This is a genomic window from Micromonospora sp. NPDC005215 (genome assembly GCF_040607915.1).
GTDB lineage: Bacteria > Actinomycetota > Actinomycetes > Mycobacteriales > Micromonosporaceae > Micromonospora.
Genome location: NZ_JBEXHQ010000014.1, coordinates 52,270 through 70,407, shown reverse-complemented (window position 1 = coordinate 70,407; position 18,138 = coordinate 52,270). Strand labels below are relative to the sequence as shown.

The following is an 18,138-nucleotide window of genomic DNA, read 5'->3' as shown; positions in this document are numbered from 1 at the left end:
CACCGGCATGCTGCGCGAGATCCGGTCAGTGGCGGGAGGCGGCGCGGCGGCGTGCCCGGCGGCGCAGCCAACGGATCCCCTCCAACCCGAACGTGACGATCACCGACAGCCCCACGCCGACCAGCACGCCCTTCACCGGGTCACGTTCGAAGGCCAGCCCGCCGAAGTAGCCGAGCAGTCCGCAGTACACCGCCCAGGTGAGCGCCCCGATGCTGTCGTACAGCAGGAACGCCCGGCGGGGATAGCGCACCGCGCCCATGGTCAGCGTGACGGCGGTCCGGCCGCCCGGGACGTACCGGCTGGTGGTCAGGATGATTCCGCCGCGTCGGTCGACGGCGCGGCGGGCCCACTCGGAGCTGGCCCGCCGACGGCTGCCGTCGGGCAGGCGGGACAGCCGGCCGGCGCCCCCGCCCTGCCCGATCGCGTACGAGATGTGGTCGCCGACCAGCGCGCCGATGGCGGCGCTCGCGATCACCAGGGTCAGGCTGGGATGCCCGCCGTCCGCCGCGAGCACCCCGGCGGTGATCACGGCGGCCTCGCCCGGAACCGCGGGGAAGAACGCGTCGACCGCGGTGAGCCCGAAGATCACCAGGTACACCCATGGTGACGTGACCGTCCCACGCAGGAGGTCGAGCAGGGCGTCCATTCCCCCATGCTCGGCGGCTCGGCGGCGGTCGGTGGCGCTTCGCCGACATTGCCGACTGGTCAGCCAAGCGCCGCCTCAGCGCCTCTTGTCCAGAGCATCGCGTCGGTCATCGCCGTTGGCCGGTGGGTAATGGGCGCCGTTGAAGGTGACTCGCAGCGTGTACACCGAGGTTCCGGCGGTGACGAACAGTTGGTTGCGTTTCGGACCGCCGAACGTGAGGTTGGCCGCCGGTTCGGGTAGCGGCAACTTGCCGATGAGGGTGCCGTCGGGGTCGAAGCAGTGCAGACCGTCCCAGGCCGCCGCCCACACCCGCCCAGCGTCATCGAGACGGATGCCGTCGAAGCGGCCGAAGTCGCACTCGGCGAAGATTTTCCCGCCGCCGAGGGTGCCGTCGGCTGTGACGTCGAAGACGCGGATGTGACTGGGATCCTGCCGCGTGTCCACGATGTAGAGCTGCTGTTCGTCGGCCGAGAACGCCAGGCCGTTGGGGCGGCAGAAGTCGTCTGCCACAACGCGCACGTCGCCCGTGGCAGGGTCCAGGCGGAACACGTAACAGGCACCGCCGAACTCGCTGTCGCCCCTGTTGCCCTCGTAGTCGCTGTGGATGCCGTAACTCGGGTCGGTGAACCAGATCGTGCCGTCGGCGCGGACGACCACGTCGTTGGGGCTGTTGAACCGCTTGCCGCGGAAGCGGTCGGCGAGCACCGTGATCGTGCCGTCGTGCTCGGTGCGGGTGACTCGCCGGTTGCCCTGCTCGCACGTGACAAGCCGACCCTGGCGGTCCACGGTGTTGCCATTGGCGTAGCCCGAGACGTGGCGGTAGACGCCGACGGCACCGGTGGTCTCATCCCAACGCAGCAGCCGGTCGTTCGGGATGTCGCTCCACAACAGGTAGCGGCCGGCCGGAAAATACGCTGGTCCCTCAGTCTTGCGTGCGCCGCTGTGCAGTCGTTCGACGACGAAGTCGCCGTCGCAGCCACGGAACCGCTCGTCCAGCAGGCGGAACTCAGCGGGAACAGAATCGGCCATCGCCGCGCCTCCCATGCACCGAAGCAATGTTCGGCAAGAGCATATAAGTTCCGTACTTGGTATGGTCAACAGGCCAGTTGACCAAATCTCATTCAAGAGGGATGCCTTCGGTGGTAGATGACATCGACCGTGCGTTGCTGACGCACCTGCAGCGCGACGCCACCCAGTCCTACGTGACGCTGGCCAAGGCGGTGGGCCTGTCCGCCGGGTCGGCCCATGACCGGGTACGCAAGCTGCGCGAACGCGGCGTGATCCGCCGGACCACCGTCGACGTCGATCCGCCTCTCGTGGGCCGTGGCGTGTCGGCCTTCGTGATGGTCAGCGCCGACTCCTGGATGGGCGACGCCCCCACAGCCGATGCGCTTGCGGCCATACCCGAGATCCAGGAAGCGCACATCATCGCCGGCGCGGCGTCACTGCTGGTGAAGATCCGCGCCGCGACCACCGAAGACCTGCAGGCGGCGCTGCGCCGCATCTTCGGCATCGACGGGGTCACCGGTACCCAGGCCATGGTCGTGCTGGAGACGTTCTTCGAACGTCCGGTGAGCGTGCTTGACCAGCCCGGCGAACCGCACCCGGCGGATGCCGACGCGCCACTACGTTAGGACGGCAGGAGTCAGACTGAGCGGACCAGGGCCGGTGGGGCGAGCAGCGGGCCGTGCGGGGTCTTGTCGTCGGCGGTGGGGCCGTGCGAGGTCAGCACCACCGGGGTGCCCAGCTCCGTGCGTACCGCCTCCGCCCAGTCGGACGGCGGGTCGTCGTAGAGCGGGCGGGAGCGCAGCAGGCGGGCGGTGAGCGCGGCCTGCCGGTCCAGGTCACCGGGTGGGCCCGGGGTGAGCCGGTCGGTGGTGTCGTAGCGGCGGCAGATCCGGAGTTCGGGCCCGGCCAGGTCGAGGTGGGTCAGGGCCAGGGCGTCGACCCCGCCGGCCGCCGCGAGGGCGTACCGGTGGGCGACCGCGTCGAAGTGGCCGAACCGGAACCGGCCCTGCCACGGGTTCGTCGGGTTGTGCGGGTCCGCCAGCGACAGGGTCGGGTCCTCCGTCACCAGCGGCCCGGCCCCGTGCCGGGTGGTGACCACGCGGAGCACCCCGACGCGGGTCACGTCGCCGGACTGGCCCGCCTCGGCGAGCAGGCTGTCGGCGTTGGCGAACGTGGTGGTGCTCCACGTGGTGTAGGGATGGAAGCCGTGCCACTCGTCGAGCAGCACTCCCTGGGCGCCCTCGAAGACGCAGGTCCCGGCGCGCAACGCCCCGGCCAGCGAGGTCCCGTCGACGATCGCGACCCGCCCGGCGAACCCGCTGAACGCGGGCAGGCAGTCCTCGACCGGCGGCGCGCCCAGCGGGCCCAGCTCGGCGGTCAGCCGATCCCGCAGGGCGGTCAGCCGGCGGTGCAGCAACGCCGGACGGCGGCAGTCGCCGACCCGGGGCGCGTCGTCCGGGTGGGCGAGACCGTACGCGACGGCCTCGCCCACCCCGAGCCCGCAGGAGCCGTGCCGGTCGGCTCCCCGGGCGATCTCCCGGGCCTGGTTGGCGGCCCGGTGGTACGGGGTGGCGAGCAGCGCGTCCCCGTCGACGGTCAGCCGGTCCAGCGCGTCGGTCACCCCGACCGTGGCGAGATGGTCGGCCTCGGCAGCCAGCGCCAGCGGGTCCACCACCACGTGTCGCGACAGGTGGGTACGGACCCCGGGGTGGAACGTGCCGGCGCCGAACTGCGCGAACGTGTGGTGCCGCCCGTCGCGCAGCACGACGTTGTGCGCCGCCTGCGCGCCCCCGTTGAAGCGGATCACCGTGTGCACCGGCCGGGTGGCGCAGAGCCAGTCCACCACGGTGCCCTTGCCGGCGTCGCCGTAGCCGAGGTCGACCACCGCCACGTGCCTCACAGTCGGGTCACCCCACCGGTGGTGTCGGTGGAGGCGGGCAGCGTCGACACCTCGGCCCGCCGTCCCCGGCCGAGGCGGGCCAGGGCCTTCGACACGGTGCCGGTGGCGCTGGAACCGGCGTGGTCCAGGTGGCGCAGGCCCTCGTCCAGGTCGATGGCCTGCTCGCCGAGGCCGATGGTGAGCGCGATGGTCTCGCAGACCGCGTCGAGGTCGTCGAGCACGACGGCGTTCTGCCCGAGCAGGTCCCGCCAGAAGTCGAGCACCTTCGCGTTGCCGGTGTAGTGGCTGCCGGCGGAGAGCAGGTAGTAGGTGTCCCAGCGGCGGGTCACCTCGTCGACGACCTGCCGCAGCGGCACGTCCTCGGTCAGGTCGTCGCCGATCAGGCGGGCCACCTCGCGGGCCTTCACCCTCTGGTACGCCAGCTCGTCGCCGATGATGAACAGGTAGCCGCGCCGGCCGCGCTTCTCCCAGTTGTCGGTGGCGGTGCGCCGGGCCATGAAGTACATGGCCAGCTCGTACGACTCGCTCATCTGCCCGCCGCCACCGCCCTCCAGCACGATCCGGCCGAGGTCGTCGTCCATCCGGTTGTCCGACTCGAACTGGCCGACCTGCAACGGAACCCGGTCGCAGGTCGCGTCGCCGATCGCACCGAACATGATCTGCGGGTCGCTGGCGTACCCCTGCCGTTGCAGCAGCCCGAGCAGCTGCGGCAGCTTGGTCTGCAGGAGGCGCGGCACGTTGCGCATCGAGCCGGTCACGTCGAAGAGCACCGCGACGGGGGTCGACCGGGGGTGCTCGTCGGAGTCGCGGCTCTCGCGCATCGCGTCGCGGGGGTCGAGCGCGGTGTGCACGCTGCGCGCCCCGCTGTCGCTGTAGGAGAACGCGCTGCGGCCGGTGGAGCGCCGGTAGCGGTCGGCGGCGTCGTACACGTCGGTGGACCAGATTCCACTGCCCATGACAGCTCCCTAGGGGGTGAGGGTGAAGGGGCGGAAGGTGCGTGGCCCGTAGAGCCGATCCAGCACCTTGTCGAGTTCGCGCAGCAGACGCCAGGCGTCGTCGGGCCGGGCGTCCAGGGACCGCTGCCGGCAACCCCGCGCGAAGGCGTGCAGCTCGCGGGGCGCCCGCGACCCCATCAGCCAGCTCATGCAGCGGCTGGCCAGCGCGATGTCGGTGCCCGGCCCGCACTGCCGCTTGCCGGGGACCTCCTCCGGATACCAGTCCTCCTGGCCCGGCACCAGCGCCGGGATCGTGCCGCCGACGGGGGCGGAGAAGCACCAGTCGACAAGCACCACGCCGTGGCCGTCCGGCTCGATCAGCACGTGTCGGGGAAGGACCGCGCCGTGCACCACGCCGGCCCGGTGGGCCAGGCCGAGCACCACCAGCAGTCGCCGCCACATCCAGGCCACGTCCCGGCCGTCCAACCCGTCGGGGTACGCGTGCCGTACCTCGTCGAGGTCGTGCAGCCCGGGTGCGGTGGCGAGCACGTTGATCCGCCGTTCGGCGCCGGTCCACGCGTCGCGGTGCGGGAACTCGTCGACCAGCCGGGGCACGTACGGCAGGTAGCGCGGGTCGCCACGCTCGGCGATGGTGCGCAGGGCGTGCGCCTCGCGGGCCATCAGGTCGTTGTCGGTGGGCCGGCGGGGGAGCTTGAGCAGCCGATCGTCGCCGACGTCGTAGAGGTCCGCGAGGTCACCCGAGTGGGCCGGGGTGCCGAGTCGGTAGGCGCCGAGGACGGTGACCTGCCGGGCCCGCCAGCGGGTGGTGACGTGGATGAACGCGTCGAGGGCTTCGGCGCGTACCGCCGGGTCGGCCGGCAGGCGGTCGGGGTGCAGGGCGGCGACCAGCGCGCGGTAACGCCGGGCCGGCTGGTCCGTGCCGAACAGGTCGGCGTCGGTGCGGGCCGCCGTGACCAGGTCGATGGCCGCCCCGGTCCTCATCGCACCGTCTCCTCGCGGGCGGGGCGCAGCAGCGCCGGGTGCAGCAGGCGGGCGTCGCCGGCCCGGTAGAGCCGGGCGCGGGGGCCACCCCGGGTGCCACCGCGCTCGGTGCTGGCGCCGGTGCTCTCCACGAAGCCGGGGACCGAGAGCACCTTGCGGTGGAAGTTGCCGGCGTGCAGCGGGTGACCCCAGACCGTCTCGTAGACGGTGCGCAGCTCGCTGATCGTGAACTCGGCGTCGAGGAAGCGCGTGGCGAGTGGGGCGTATTCCAGCTTGGACCGGGCCCGCTCCAGCCCGTCGTCGATGATCCGGCCGTGGTCGAAGGCGAGCTGCCGGCTGGTCAACGCGGTGACCGGCAGCCAGATCGCCGCGTCGGCGTCGGTGCCGGCGGCCGGGTCCGGCAGGTCGGGGGCGAACGCGAGGTGGGCGATCGAGACGACGCGCATCCGCGGGTCGCGGTCGGGGGCGCCATAGCTGCCCAACTGCTCCAGGTGTACGCGGCGCAGCCGTTCGCCGCCGAGCCCGGTCTCCTCGGCCAGCTCCCGTCGAGCGCCGGCGATCAGGTCCTCGTCGGGCTGGACGAAGCCGCCGGGCAGCGCCCAGTGCCCCGCGAAGGGTGGCTGCCCGCGCTGGATCAGCAGCAGGTGCAGTGCGCCGTCCCGGATGGTCAGCGCCACCACGTCGACGGTCACCGCGACCGACGGGTAGGCCCGGGGGTCGTACGCGGCCAGGAACTGCTGCTCGTTCATCGCGTCTCTCTCAGCTTGAGAACATCTCTCTCTGAGAACAACCTAACGCACGAGGGCATCCCTGCCAAGCCCGGAAACCGTCAGCGCACGAAACCCGCCAGGTGCGGACGCCCGCGCGAGTCGTGCAGGGCGAACCCACCGTCCGGCAGCAGGGCGAAGTTCACAGTGCTCGGCAGCGACACGGGCGCCTTGAAGGCGACCTCGACGGTGTAGGCGTCCGGCAGCCGGTTCTCCAACGCGGCCAGACAGCGCGCCTTGCTCCACATGCCGTGCGCGATCGGTCGACGGAAGCCGAACAGTCGCGCACCGAGCAGTGAGGTGTGGATCGGGTTGTGATCCCCGGAGACCCGCGCGTACGTCGTGCCGACGCGGGGTTCCACCCGCCACCGGGCCGTGGCGGTCGGTGCGGCGGGGCGTGCGCTCCGGTCGCGCCGCTCACCGCCGCCGGGCGTGCGCTCCCGACCGAGGTACGTCGAGACGCCGCGCCAGACCTCCACACCGTCGACCGAGCCGACCAGCACCACGTCCACCTGCCGCCCCCGGTCGTGCGGGCGCAGGTTCTCCGCGTAGGTGGTGAAGTCGAGAGTCTCGTCGGCGCCGATCGGGCGGTGCACGGTGATCCGGTTGCCGACGTGGACCACACCGGTCAGCGGGATGGGAAACTCCGGCTCGGTCATCAGCCGCAGGGCCAGCGGAAAGCCCATGACGTGCGGAAACGTCGCGGGCAGCCGGTCGGTGAGCCGGAAACCGCAGATCCGGTCGTAGTCGGCCAGGTGCGCCCGGTCCACCCGCACCCCGCCCACTGCCAACTCGGCCGCCGGCAGGCCAGACCCCCGCCGCCCGCCGCCGAGACCCGGCAGCGCGCCGAGCACCGCCCGCCGGTGGAGCGCCCCGGACGCCGGCATCCGAGCCAGTTCGACCCGGGTACGCGCGCCGGACTCCGGCTGGAGTGCCCTGGCCCGCGTCTCCGCCGACAGTGTCTCCGTCGGGCCGTCGATCAACTCATGCAGGGAAAGGTCGTCGTCCGGCTCCCTCCGCGTGCCCATCACGCCCCCAGCAGGCTCTGGCCGCAGACCCGCACCACGTTGCCGCTTACCGCACCGCTGGCCGGCCAGGCCAGCCAACCGATCGTCTCGGCCACGTCCACCGGCAAGCCGCCCTGGGCCAGGCTGTTCATCCGTCGGCCCGCCTCGCGGACCACCAGCGGGATGCGCGCGGTCAGCCGGGTCTCGATGAAGCCCGGGGCCACCGCGTTGACGCTGATCCCCCGCTCGCGCAGGGCCGGGGCGAGCGAGTCGACCAGGCCGATCACCCCGGCCTTGCTTGTCGCGTAGTTGGTCTGCCCCCGGTTGCCGGCGATCCCGGCGATCGACGAGACAGCGACGATCCGCCCGCCGGCCGGGATCAGCTCCCGCTCCAGCAGCACATCGTTGATCCGCTCCTGGCTGGAGAGGTTGACGTCGATGACCTGGTCCCACCGGTCGGCGTCCATCCGGCCGAGCGTCTTGTCCCGGGTGATGCCGGCGTTGTGCACCACCACGTCGACCCGGCCGTGCCTGTTGGCCAGGTGGTCGGCGAGCCGGGTCGGCGCGTCCGGCGCGGTCAGGTCGAGCTGCACCGCCGTACCGCCGATGTCGTTCGCCACCGCGGCGAGGGCGTCCCCGGCGGCCGGGATGTCCAGCGCCACGACCTGCGCGCCGTCGCGGGCGAGCACCTTCGCCAGCGCCGCACCGATGCCCCGGGCGGCACCGGTGACCAGCACGACCTGGCCGTCCAGCGGGCGGTCCCAGTCGGCAGGTGCGCTCGCCGCGCCGACGCCGACCCGGATGACCTGGCCCGAGACGTACGCGGACCGGCCGGACAGGAGGAAGCGGAGGGTCGATTCGAGGCTGGTGAGCGTGCCCGTGGTGTCGCTGTCGCGGGTCACCTGGACGAGTTGGGCGGTGGTGCCCCGGCCGAACTCCTTGCCGATGCTGCGCACCAGCCCGTCCAGGGCGCGCTGGGCGGTCGCCTCGCGGGTCGTCGCGCACTCCCGCGGCGGGGTGCCGAGCACGATCACCCGGCCGCTGGGCAGCACCGCCCGAGCCCGCGGGTGGAAGAAGTCGTAGAGCTGGCGCAGGTCGGTCGAGTCGGTGATCCCGGTGGCGTCGTACACCAGTGCTCCGAACCGGTCCTGCGCCGTGGCGCTGCCGGTGTCCCGCAGCTCGACCCCGGCGGTGGTCAGGATCTTGGCGAGCGGCTCGGCGAGCCGGCCGCCGGTGGCCGCGCCGAGCACTGCCGGTCCGGGCAGCAGCGGGTCGCCGGGGTGGTGCCGACGCAGTCGGGGCGGGTCGGGCAGCCCGAGGCGCTTGACCAGCGCGCGGCCGGCGGCCGATTGGACGAAGCTCGCGTACCTGTCGGTCATGGGCGTAGCCTACTGGCGAGTAGGTTCGAGCAACACATCTCGGAGGAGGCGGATCGTGCAGAGCATCCGGCGGGTCGCGGTCATCGGGGGCAATCGCATCCCCTTCGCCCGTTCCAACTCCCGCTACGCGGACGCGTCCAACCCGGACCTGCTCGGCGCCGCGTTGGACGGTCTGATCGCCCGGTACGGGCTGGCCGGTCAGCGGGTCGGCGAGGTGGTGATCGGGGCGGTCCTCAAACACTCCCGTGACTTCAACCTCGCCCGCGAGGTGGTGCTCGGCTCCCGGCTCGACCCGCACACCCCGGCGTACGACATCCAGCAGGCCTGCGGCACCGGCCTGGAGGCGGTGATCCTGGTCGCCAACAAGATCGCCCTCGGTCAGCTCGACGTGGGCATCGCCGGCGGTGTCGACACCGCCTCCGACGCGCCGCTGGCGGTCAACGAGGAGATGCGGCGCACCCTGCTCAAGCTCAACTCCGCCCGCACGCTGGGCGAACGGCTCAAGATCGCGGCGAAGCTGCGCCCGTCGCAGCCGTTCAAGCCGGAGATCCCGCGGATCGCCGAACCACGTACCGGCCTGTCCATGGGCGACCACGCCGCCCGCACCGCCCTGCACTGGCAGATCGACAGGCGATCCCAGGACGAGCTGGCGCTGCGCTCACACCAACGGCTGGCCGCCGCGTACGACCGGAACTTCTTCGATGACCTGATGACGCCGTACCTGGGGCTGACCCGCGACCAGAACCTCCGCGCCGACACCAGCCTGGAGAAGCTCGGCTCGCTCAAGCCGGCCTTCGGCACCCGCGGCCCGGACGCCGAGCACGCCACCATGACCGCCGGCAACTCGTCACCGCTCACCGACGGCGCGTCCACGGTGCTGCTGGCCAGCGAGGAGTGGGCGGCAGCGCACAACTTGCCGGTGCTGGCCTGGTTCAGCTGGTCGGAGACGGCGGCGGTCGACTTCGTGCACGGCGACGAGGGGCTGCTGATGGCACCCGCCTACGCGGTGCCCCGGATGCTGGCCCGCGCCGGACTGACATTGCAGGATTTCGACTACTACGAGATCCACGAGGCGTTCGCATCGCAGGTGCTGGCCACCCTCGCCGCCTGGGAGTCGCCGGAGTTCTGCAAGGACCGCCTCGGCCTGGACGCGCCACTGGGCGCGATCGACACCGACCGGCTCAACGTGAACGGCTCGTCGCTGGCCGCCGGGCACCCGTTCGCCGCCACCGGTGGGCGGATCGTGGCGACCCTGGCCAAGATGCTGGCCGAGAAGGGCAGTGGGCGCGGGCTGATCTCGATCTGCGCGGCCGGTGGCCAGGGCGTGACCGCGATCCTGGAGCGCTGAGCCTGACCCGCTGCCGACGGACTAGAGCCCGTTCACGATGGGTCTGCGTCGTTGTCTCGTCAAGATCACTACTGCTAGGTTCTGCGCGACCTTGCTGCAATGGCTCGGCCTGCCAAGTATCTGGAGTTCACAATGGAGCTTCGCCGCGCTCGTCCCCACCTTTTCTGGACCACCTTCTTCCTTTTGTGCGGCCTAATCACCATGTGGGCATCCCAGAACGGCTGGGAGCTACGGATCCTAATTGTGCCGGTGGGCTCCGGACCGCTGTTCCTCTTCGGACTCGTCTCGTTCCTCGGAGCGCTCGCCCTCGTTGCCAGCGCGTTCCGACCGACGCCCATCGTCATCGACGAGACCGGGCTCCGGCTGCACGTGGGGGGCATCAACCGTTCCGTACCGTGGGCGTCGATCGACGCGGTGCTCCTCGAGCCGCCAACCAGCACGGCGCAGGGCGCAGGCGTTCCGCGACTCGTTCTGGTGCCGGCGACCGGCGTCGACGTCGGCGTCCCGGCGGAATACACGACCAAGGTCGATGGTCGGCCGTCCATAATCTTGGTGGGGCTGGATTCCCTGCGGGCGTCTCAGGATGAGGTCGTGCGGGCGTTCGAGAGGTACGCCGAAGGACGGTTCATCAACGACCCCTCGGCGCCCACGAAGGCGGCGCACGACCTCTGATTCAGTCAGTGACACAGGGTGCGGAGCGCGGACGCGCCGGATGCCGGCGCTGTGCCGGACACCCGAGGAACCGGGCACTCCTGTCCGCGGCCGGCGCAGGTCCAGGTTGGCCGGATGGGCACGTGCGGCTTAGGGATCTCGCGCTCCGCCGGCCGCACGGCGGGTTGTACTCGCAGGGCAGCCAGATGCCGTTGCTGTGCCGTTCGCGTCGGCCCACCTCGATCACCCGCAGGACCACCTGGCCTGGACGAGTAAGTCCTCACTCAGGACGGGGCTGCGGGCGCAGCGAAGGGCGCTCGCCATCCGCTGTGGCTGGCCCATGTGATGTGCTGTTGAGCGGTATACCTCTGAGGTATGAATATGACTCTGAGGTATACCGCTCACTACCGCATCCGCCCCCACGGAGGTGACCGACGGTCACCGCCGGCCGCCGGCTGCGCTCACAGCCCGAGCCCTCGACGGCGCAACTGATCAAGCAGTTCTCGGCGGCGAACGCGACCATCCACCGGGCCCGAGTGGTTCGCTCGGTGCATGGGCAGCCAGCCGAACCGCCCGGGCGGCTCGTCAACCGGGCCCGCCCTGGGTGCCGAGTAGCAGGTGCGGGACAATGAGGTACGTGACGACGATCCCCAACGTGCTGGCCAACCGGTACGCCTCGCCCGAACTGGTCGCCCTCTGGTCTCCGGAGGAAAAGGTCCGGATGGAGCGGCGGCTCTGGCTCGCCGTGCTCCGCGCCCAACGTGACCTGGGCGTGTCGGTGCCGGACGGCGTGGTCGAGGCGTACGAGCGGGTGCTCGACCAGGTCGACCTCGCCTCGATCGCCGAACGGGAGCGGGTCACCCGGCACGACGTGAAGGCCCGGATCGAGGAGTTCAGCGCGCTCGCCGGGCACGAGCACGTGCACAAGGGGATGACCTCGCGGGACCTCACCGAGAACGTCGAGCAGCTTCAGGTGCGCGCCTCGCTGGAGCTGATCCGGGATCGGGTGGTGGCCGCCCTCGCCCGGTTGGCCTGGTTGGCCCACGAGCACTCCGAGGTGGTCATGACCGGCCGTTCGCACAACGTGGCGGCGCAGGCCACCACGTTGGGCAAGCGCTTCGCGTCGGCGGCGGAGGAGCTGCTCATCGCGTACGAGCGGCTGGAAGAGTTGATCGCCCGCTACCCGCTGCGGGGGATCAAGGGACCGGTCGGCACGGCGGCCGACCAGTTGGACCTCTTCGACGGCGACGCGGACAAGGTGGCCGAGTTGGAGCGGCGGGTGGCCGAGCATCTCGGCTTCTCCCGGGTGCTGGACAGTGTCGGGCAGGTCTACCCGCGCTCGCTGGACTTCGACGTGCTGGCCGCGCTGGCGCAGACCGCCGCGGCGCCGTCGTCGCTGGCCACCACGATCCGGCTGATGGTCGGCCAGGAGTTGGCCACCGAGGGCTTCAAGCCGGGCCAGGTCGGCTCCAGCGCGATGCCGCACAAGATGAACACCCGCTCGTCGGAGCGGGTGAACGGCTTCGCGGTGATCATCCGCGGTTACCTGTCGATGGTCGGCGAGCTGGCCGGTGACCAGTGGAACGAGGGGGACGTGTCCTGCTCGGTGGTCCGCCGGGTGGCCCTGCCGGACGCGTTCTTCGCCGCCGACGGGTTGTTCCAGACCTTCCTCACCGTGCTCGACGAGTTCGGCGCCTACCCGGCGGTGATCAACCGGGAGTTGGAGCGGTTCCTGCCGTTCCTGGCCACCACGAAGATCCTGGTGGCGGCGGTCCGGCGGGGCGTCGGCCGGGAGGTCGCGCACGAGGTGATCAAGGAGCACGCGGTAGCGGTGGCCCTGGCGATGCGCGAGAAGGGCTCGCCGGAGAACGACCTGTTCGACCGGTTGGCGGCCGACGGCCGACTCGGCCTGACCCGCGCCGACATCGACACCCTGGTCGCCGACCGCGCCGCCTTCGTCGGCGCCGCCGCCGCCCAGGTGGAGGCGATAACCCGCCGAATCACCAAGGTGGTCGAAACCCACCCAAACGCCGCAACCTACAGCCCTCCCCCCATCCTCTAACCCACCCCCACCCCCACCCCCCAGCCCGGTTGATCAAGAGGTTGGCGTCATTTTTGATCTCCTGATTGACGCAAACCTCTTGATCAACCGGATGATGGGTGGGGCCTGGTGGGTGGGGTGGGGCCGGTTGAGGGGGGTCAGTCGCCGGTTGCGGTTTCGGCGGCGGTTCGGAGGTTGGGGGCGCTGGCCGGTTCGGCGATGCCACTCGGCGACTCCGTGAAGCCCGCGACCTCCGCGGTCTCCGCGGCGACCGCCGGCTGGTCGGCCGGCATGACCTCGGGCACCTTGGGTACGGCCACCACTGCCGTCCCGTACGCGCAGATCTCCATCCACATCTCGCCGCAGTCGCGGCTGTCGAAGCGCATGCCGATCACCGCGTTCGCGCCGAGCCGCAGGGCCTCCTCGCCGAGCCGGGACACCGAGTCGGTGCGCCAACGGGTCAGATTGTCCGGGGCCATCGGGTCGTACGCGCCGCCGCGTAGGTTCTTGACCCCCTCGCGGTACGGATTGCGTGTCCTGGCCATCGAGGACACGACCTCACCGAGAATCTGGCGGATCTCATAGCCGGGCAGTTGCTCTGTCGTCACGACCAGCACGGTTCCGATGCTGTCAGGAGTGGCCCAACCCGATCGGGTGCATTGTTCACCTGATCGGATGCTGCAAAACGACGCGGCGCGGACGGCCGACACGGAGCCGACCATCCGCGCCGCCCGGGGCGTTAACCGTCAGACACCGGCCACCGAGGTGATCCAGGCCCGGTTGTACGCAACGCTGCCGTAGTTCTGGATGCTGTAGCCGTCGGCGGTGGAGGCGACGCCGACCTGCTGGCCGTTGTAGAACTGGGGGCCACCCGAGTCGCCCCGCCAGGCGTTACCGCTGATCTCGGTGCTGCGGATCGCCTGCCCGCCGTACGCGTCGGTGACGCTGTTGCTTGTCACCCGCACGGTGGCGGTCTTCAGCTGGCTGGACGCGGAGCAGCCGCTGTAGCAGGTCATGCCCCACCCGTAGATCGAGTTGGTCGAGTTGATGGGTGGGTTGCTGCTGGCCAGGGTGACCGTCGACGTGCTGACGGTGCTGGAGAGCCGCATGAGGGCGAGGTCGTTGCGGGTGTAGGTGGCGCTGACCGTGCGGGTGACCCCGCCCGAGGCGCGGTAGACGCTGCCGACCCGGACCGACATGGTGCCGCTGATGCAGTGGCGGGCGGTGAGCACCCACTGCGCGGCGATGACGCTGCCGGAGCAGGTGAACGAGCCGTTGCTCAGCACCGCGGCGGCCCAGGGCGCGGACGTGACGGTGTTGCCGCCGATGATGGGTTGCGGGCCGGGCGGGGCGGCGGACGCGGCGGACGCGGCGCCGAGGGCGCCGACCAACGCGGTGCTGAGTACGGCGAGCAGGGGGCGGATGCGCATCGGGGGGACTCCTTGGACGGGGCGGACCCGGGGTCGCCGGGTGCGGGAGGGCGACAGCGGGGGTTCCCGCCGTCGCCTGAATCGACTTACGTCGATGTACAGTAGGGCCCGAGGTCAGCGTTATCAAGATTTTGATCAAGATTGATCAATGTAACGATTCGGCCACCGGAAGCGCCGTGTATGTCCTGCTGAGGCCGCCTGTCGCGCTCCCTGGGTCACAGTGAGCGCCGGTAATGTCGATCACTGCCTGAAGTGCACCCGGCCGGTGCGCCCGTGGCGATATCTGCCAGGTACGCTGGCTGCGCTCGCCCGTTGTGGGTCGGCACCCAACTGCGTACACAGTCAGGAGTGCCCAGTGCCTCGCGTCGTCGTCGACGTCATGCTCAAGCCCGAGATCCTCGATCCGCAGGGCCAGGCCGTCGCAAACGCGCTGCCCCGGCTCGGCGTCGGTGACGTCGCCTCGGTTCGGATCGGCAGGCGGATCGAGATCGAGTTCACCGGTGAACCGGACCTGGACCGCGCTCGGGAGATTGCCGACAAGTTGCTCGCCAACCCGGTCATCGAGGACTTCACCATCCGCGTGGTCGAGGCCGACGAGACCGCGGACGCCCGCTCGTGACCGCCCGGGTCGGTGTCGTCACCTTCCCTGGCTCGCTCGACGACGGGGACGCGGCCCGCGCCGTCCGGATCGCCGGTGCCGAGCCGGTCCGGCTCTGGCACGGTGACCCGGATCTGCACGGCGTCGACGCGGTCGTGCTGCCCGGCGGCTTCTCCTACGGTGACTACCTGCGCTGCGGCGCCATCGCCCGGTTCGCCCCGGTGATGGAGACGATCGTGGACGCCGCCCAGGGTGGCCTGCCGGTGCTCGGCATCTGCAACGGCTTCCAGATCCTGTGCGAGGCGCACCTGCTGCCCGGTGCGCTCACCCGCAACCAGCACCTGCACTTCCGCAACCGGGACCAGGTCCTGCGCATCGAGTCGGCCGGCACCGCGTGGACCAACGCGTTCCAGCCCGGCCAGGAGGTGCTCATCCCGGTCAAGAACGGCGAGGGCTGCTACGTCGCGGACACCGCGACGCTGGACCAGCTCGAAGCCGAGGGCCGGGTGGTCGCCCGGTACGTCGGCGGCAACCCCAACGGGTCGCAGCGCGACATCGCCGCGATCACCAACGCCGCGGGCAACGTGGTCGGCATCATGCCGCACCCCGAGCACGCGGTGGAGGCACTCACCGGTCCTTCGTTGGACGGCCTCGGCTTCTTCACGTCGGTCCTCAAGCACCTGGTGGGGGCGCCGGCATGACCGGCGACACGATCATCGGTCTGCTCAACCGCCGGTCTGGCGGGCACGAGCGCAGCGAGGAGAGGTCATGACCACCCATCCGGACCCGGTACGCGACACGCCCGAGGCGTACTCCGCCCCGGCGCAGCCGACCGAGCCGAGCCCGGTGCAGCCCGCCGCCCCGGCCCCGCTGGACACCGCCGTGTGGACCGAGGGCGTGGACACCGTGCCGCGCGCCGGTGGCACTCCGGGCGAGCTCCAGCCGTACACCGAGCTTGGTCTGCGCGACGACGAGTACGACCGGATCCGGCAGATCCTCGGCCGTCGGCCCACGCAGTCCGAACTCGCGATGTACTCGATCATGTGGAGCGAGCACTGCTCCTACAAGTCGAGCAAGGTGCACCTGCGCCAGTTCGGTGAGAAGGCCCCGCACAGCGACCGGCTGCTCGCCGGCATCGGCGAGAACGCCGGCGTCGTACAGATCTCCGACGAGCTGGCGGTGACCTTCAAGGTCGAGTCGCACAACCACCCGAGCTTCGTCGAGCCGTACCAGGGCGCGGCGACCGGCGTCGGTGGCATCGTCCGGGACATCCTCGCCATGGGTGCCCGCCCGGTCGCGGTGATGGACCCGCTGCGCTTCGGTGCCGCGGACCACCCGGACACCGCCCGGGTGCTCACCGGCGTGGTCGCCGGCGTCGGCGGCTACGGCAACTGCCTCGGCCTGCCCAACATCGGTGGTGAGCTGGTCTTCGACCCCTCCTACCAGGGCAACCCGCTGCTCAACGCGCTGTGCCTCGGTGTGCTGCCGGTGGACCGGCTGCAGAACAAGGCTGCCGCCGGCCCGGGCAACGTTGTCGTCCTGATGGGCGCCAAGACCGGCCGGGACGGCATCGGCGGCGTGTCGGTGCTGGCCAGCGCCACCTTCGACGAGGGCAGCGAGGCGCGCCGCCCCGCCGTGCAGGTAGGCGACCCGTTCACCGAGAAGCTGCTGATCGAGGCGTGCCTCGAGCTGTACGACGGCCAGCTGGTCGTCGGTATCCAGGACCTCGGTGGCGCCGGCCTGACCTGCGCGCTCACCGAGACCGCCGCCGCGGCCGGCACCGGCATGCGGGTCTGGCTGGAGCGGGTGCCGCTGCGCGAGCCGTCGATGGACCCGCACGAGATCCTGGCCAGCGAGTCGCAGGAGCGGATGCTGCTTGTCGTCGAGCCGGACAAGCTCGACGCGGTGCTCAAGACCTGCGAGAAGTGGGGGGTCCTCGGCACCGCGATCGGTGAGGTCACCGCACCGGAGCCGGACGGCCGCCCGGGTCGACTGCTGATCACCTGGCAGGACCACCTGGTCGTCGACGTGCCGCCGGGTTCGCTTGTCGACGACGGCCCGGTCTACGCCCGGCCGATGCGTGAGCCGGCCGACCTGATCCTGCTCCAGGCCGACCGGGCCGAGACGCTGCCCCGCCCGGCCGACCCGGAGGCGCTGCGGGAGACAGTGCTGCGCATGATCGCGTCGCCGAACCTGGCCGACAAGACCTGGGTCACCGAGCAGTACGACCGCTACGTGCTGGGCAACACCGTGCTCGCCCAGCCGGAGGACGGCGGCGTGATCCGGATCGACGAGCGGACCGGGTTGGGTGTGGCGCTGTCGGTGGACGGCAACGGCCGGTACGCCCGACTGGACCCGTACAACGGCACCAAGCTGGCCCTGGCCGAGGCGTACCGGAACGTGGCGGTGACCGGCGCGAAGCCGATTGCCGTGACCAACTGCCTCAACTTCGGCTCCCCGGAGGACCCGGGCGTGATGTGGCAGTTCGCCGAGGCCGTGCGTGGCCTGGCGGACGGTTGCCTGGAGCTGGGCATCCCGGTGACCGGCGGCAACGTCAGCTTCTACAACCAGACCGGCGCGGCGGCCATCCACCCGACCCCCGTGGTCGGTGTGCTGGGTGTGCTGGACAACGTCGCTGACCGGGTGCCGATGGGCTTCGTCCCGCGTGCCGGTGGTGACCACGACCAGCTCTACCTGCTCGGCGAGACGAACGTGGAGCTGTCCGGCTCGGAGTGGGCCTGGGTGACGCACGAGCACCTCGGCGGCATCCCGCCGCAGGTCGACCTGGCCCGGGAGAAGGCGCTCGCCGACCTGCTGGCCGAGGCCGCCCGGGTGGGTCACCTGGCCTCCGCGCACGACCTCTCCGACGGTGGCCTCGCCCAGAGCCTGGTCGAGTCCTGCCTGCGCCGCGGCGTCGGTGCCCGGGTCGCGGTGCCGGAGCAGTTCGCCGAGGGCTCGATGCCGTTCGTCTACCTGTTCAGCGAGTCCGCCACGCGGGCGCTGGTGTCGGTGCCGCGCGGCCACGACAAGGCGTTCGCGGCGCTCTGCGCCGAGCGGGGGGTGCCGTTGGAGCTGATCGGCGTCACCGACCCGTCCGGCGGCGCGCTTGAGGTGCACGGTCAGTTCCGGATCGACCTGGACGAGCTGCGCAGGGCGCACACCGAGACGTTGCCGCGCCTCTTCGGGGGTTCGGCGACCGTCGAGGTGCCCGCGCCGGCCGCCGGCGTGGCGGGCGCGGTCGAGGCCGTCCCGCTGCCGGTCGCCCCGGCCGAGCCGGTCGACCCGGCCGAGGTGGTCTCCGAGCCGATCGCCTCTTCGGGGCCTTCCCCGGAGACCGGCGCTGTCGAGCCGATCGGTCCGGCACAGCCCGGGCGGTCGTCCGAGTCTGACACCGGTGTCACCGAACCGTCGCCTGACGAGCGCTGA

17 protein-coding genes are annotated in these 18,138 nt (G+C 71.3%); 7 read left to right on the top strand and 10 right to left on the bottom strand.

Features of this window, described 5'->3' with window-relative positions; genetic code table 11:
* Positions 1-25 precede the first annotated feature (25 nt).
* On the bottom strand, positions 26-646 hold the full coding sequence (locus ABZU25_RS13610) for a DedA family protein (RefSeq protein ID WP_355029629.1): 621 nt from the start codon (positions 644-646) through the stop codon (positions 26-28).
* Between the two features lie 75 nt (positions 647-721).
* Positions 722-1,675 carry an SMP-30/gluconolactonase/LRE family protein gene (locus ABZU25_RS13605; protein ID WP_355029696.1) on the bottom strand — a complete coding sequence of 318 codons (954 nt, stop codon included), beginning with the start codon at positions 1,673-1,675 and terminating at the stop codon, positions 722-724.
* Between the two features lie 110 nt (positions 1,676-1,785).
* Here ABZU25_RS13605 and ABZU25_RS13600 point away from each other — a divergent pair, with 110 nt between their 5' ends.
* Positions 1,786-2,280: an Lrp/AsnC family transcriptional regulator gene (locus tag ABZU25_RS13600; RefSeq protein WP_355029695.1), complete on the top strand. Its 495-nt coding sequence runs from the start codon at positions 1,786-1,788 to the stop codon at positions 2,278-2,280.
* 11 nt (positions 2,281-2,291) lie between these two features.
* Here ABZU25_RS13600 and ABZU25_RS13595 read toward each other — a convergent pair whose 3' ends face one another.
* From ABZU25_RS13595 to ABZU25_RS13570, 6 genes are all read right to left on the bottom strand, one after another.
* Complete coding sequence (locus tag ABZU25_RS13595; RefSeq protein ID WP_355029628.1) at positions 2,292-3,554, bottom strand: adenylosuccinate synthetase; 1,263 nt, start codon at positions 3,552-3,554, stop codon at positions 2,292-2,294.
* Entirely contained in the window at positions 3,551-4,510 is a 960-nt protein-coding gene (locus tag ABZU25_RS13590; RefSeq protein ID WP_355029627.1) for a hypothetical protein, read from the bottom strand. Before ABZU25_RS13590 ends, ABZU25_RS13595 begins: the two co-directional genes overlap by 4 nt.
* A 9-nt stretch (positions 4,511-4,519) precedes the next feature.
* On the bottom strand, positions 4,520-5,491 hold the full coding sequence (locus ABZU25_RS13585) for a serine/threonine protein kinase (RefSeq protein WP_355029626.1): 972 nt from the start codon (positions 5,489-5,491) through the stop codon (positions 4,520-4,522).
* On the bottom strand, positions 5,488-6,240 hold the full coding sequence (locus ABZU25_RS13580; protein ID WP_355029625.1) for an NUDIX domain-containing protein: 753 nt from the start codon (positions 6,238-6,240) through the stop codon (positions 5,488-5,490). The genes ABZU25_RS13585 and ABZU25_RS13580 overlap by 4 nt, the downstream gene beginning before the upstream one ends.
* An 80-nt stretch (positions 6,241-6,320) precedes the next feature.
* Positions 6,321-7,145: a MaoC/PaaZ C-terminal domain-containing protein gene (locus ABZU25_RS13575; RefSeq protein ID WP_355029694.1), complete on the bottom strand. Its 825-nt coding sequence runs from the start codon at positions 7,143-7,145 to the stop codon at positions 6,321-6,323.
* A 140-nt stretch (positions 7,146-7,285) separates the two neighbouring features.
* The gene (locus tag ABZU25_RS13570; RefSeq protein WP_355029624.1) at positions 7,286-8,644 is read right to left on the bottom strand and encodes a 3-oxoacyl-ACP reductase; all 1,359 of its coding nucleotides are present in this window, start codon (positions 8,642-8,644) and stop codon (positions 7,286-7,288) included.
* A 55-nt stretch (positions 8,645-8,699) separates the two neighbouring features.
* Here ABZU25_RS13570 and ABZU25_RS13565 point away from each other — a divergent pair, with 55 nt between their 5' ends.
* The 3 genes from ABZU25_RS13565 to purB all read left to right on the top strand — a co-directional run bounded on the left by ABZU25_RS13565 (position 8,700) and on the right by purB (position 12,705).
* A complete protein-coding gene (locus tag ABZU25_RS13565; protein ID WP_355029623.1) occupies positions 8,700-9,992 on the top strand; it encodes an acetyl-CoA C-acetyltransferase in 1,293 nt (430 codons plus the stop codon).
* Positions 9,993-10,091: 99 nt separating this feature from the next.
* Positions 10,092-10,664: a hypothetical protein gene (locus ABZU25_RS13560; protein WP_355029622.1), complete on the top strand. Its 573-nt coding sequence runs from the start codon at positions 10,092-10,094 to the stop codon at positions 10,662-10,664.
* A 616-nt stretch (positions 10,665-11,280) separates the two neighbouring features.
* A complete protein-coding gene (purB, locus tag ABZU25_RS13555) occupies positions 11,281-12,705 on the top strand; it encodes an adenylosuccinate lyase (RefSeq protein WP_355029621.1) in 1,425 nt (474 codons plus the stop codon).
* Positions 12,706-12,842: 137 nt separating this feature from the next.
* On the opposite strand, the gene ABZU25_RS13550 is transcribed toward purB, so the two are convergent.
* Together ABZU25_RS13550 and ABZU25_RS13545 are read right to left on the bottom strand one after the other, a co-directional pair.
* The gene (locus tag ABZU25_RS13550) at positions 12,843-13,301 is read right to left on the bottom strand and encodes a YbjQ family protein (protein WP_355029620.1); all 459 of its coding nucleotides are present in this window, start codon (positions 13,299-13,301) and stop codon (positions 12,843-12,845) included.
* Between the two features lie 129 nt (positions 13,302-13,430).
* The gene (locus ABZU25_RS13545; RefSeq protein WP_355029619.1) at positions 13,431-14,114 is read right to left on the bottom strand and encodes a trypsin-like serine protease; all 684 of its coding nucleotides are present in this window, start codon (positions 14,112-14,114) and stop codon (positions 13,431-13,433) included.
* Between the two features lie 355 nt (positions 14,115-14,469).
* Here ABZU25_RS13545 and purS point away from each other — a divergent pair, with 355 nt between their 5' ends.
* From purS to purL, 3 genes are all read left to right on the top strand, one after another.
* Positions 14,470-14,733: a phosphoribosylformylglycinamidine synthase subunit PurS gene (purS, locus tag ABZU25_RS13540; RefSeq protein WP_204942808.1), complete on the top strand. Its 264-nt coding sequence runs from the start codon at positions 14,470-14,472 to the stop codon at positions 14,731-14,733.
* Positions 14,730-15,413, top strand: a complete 684-nt coding sequence (purQ, locus tag ABZU25_RS13535) for a phosphoribosylformylglycinamidine synthase subunit PurQ (RefSeq protein WP_238685297.1) — start codon at positions 14,730-14,732, stop codon at positions 15,411-15,413. Before purS ends, purQ begins: the two co-directional genes overlap by 4 nt.
* Before the next feature lie 67 nt (positions 15,414-15,480).
* Complete coding sequence (gene purL / locus ABZU25_RS13530) at positions 15,481-18,138, top strand: phosphoribosylformylglycinamidine synthase subunit PurL (RefSeq protein ID WP_355029618.1); 2,658 nt, start codon at positions 15,481-15,483, stop codon at positions 18,136-18,138.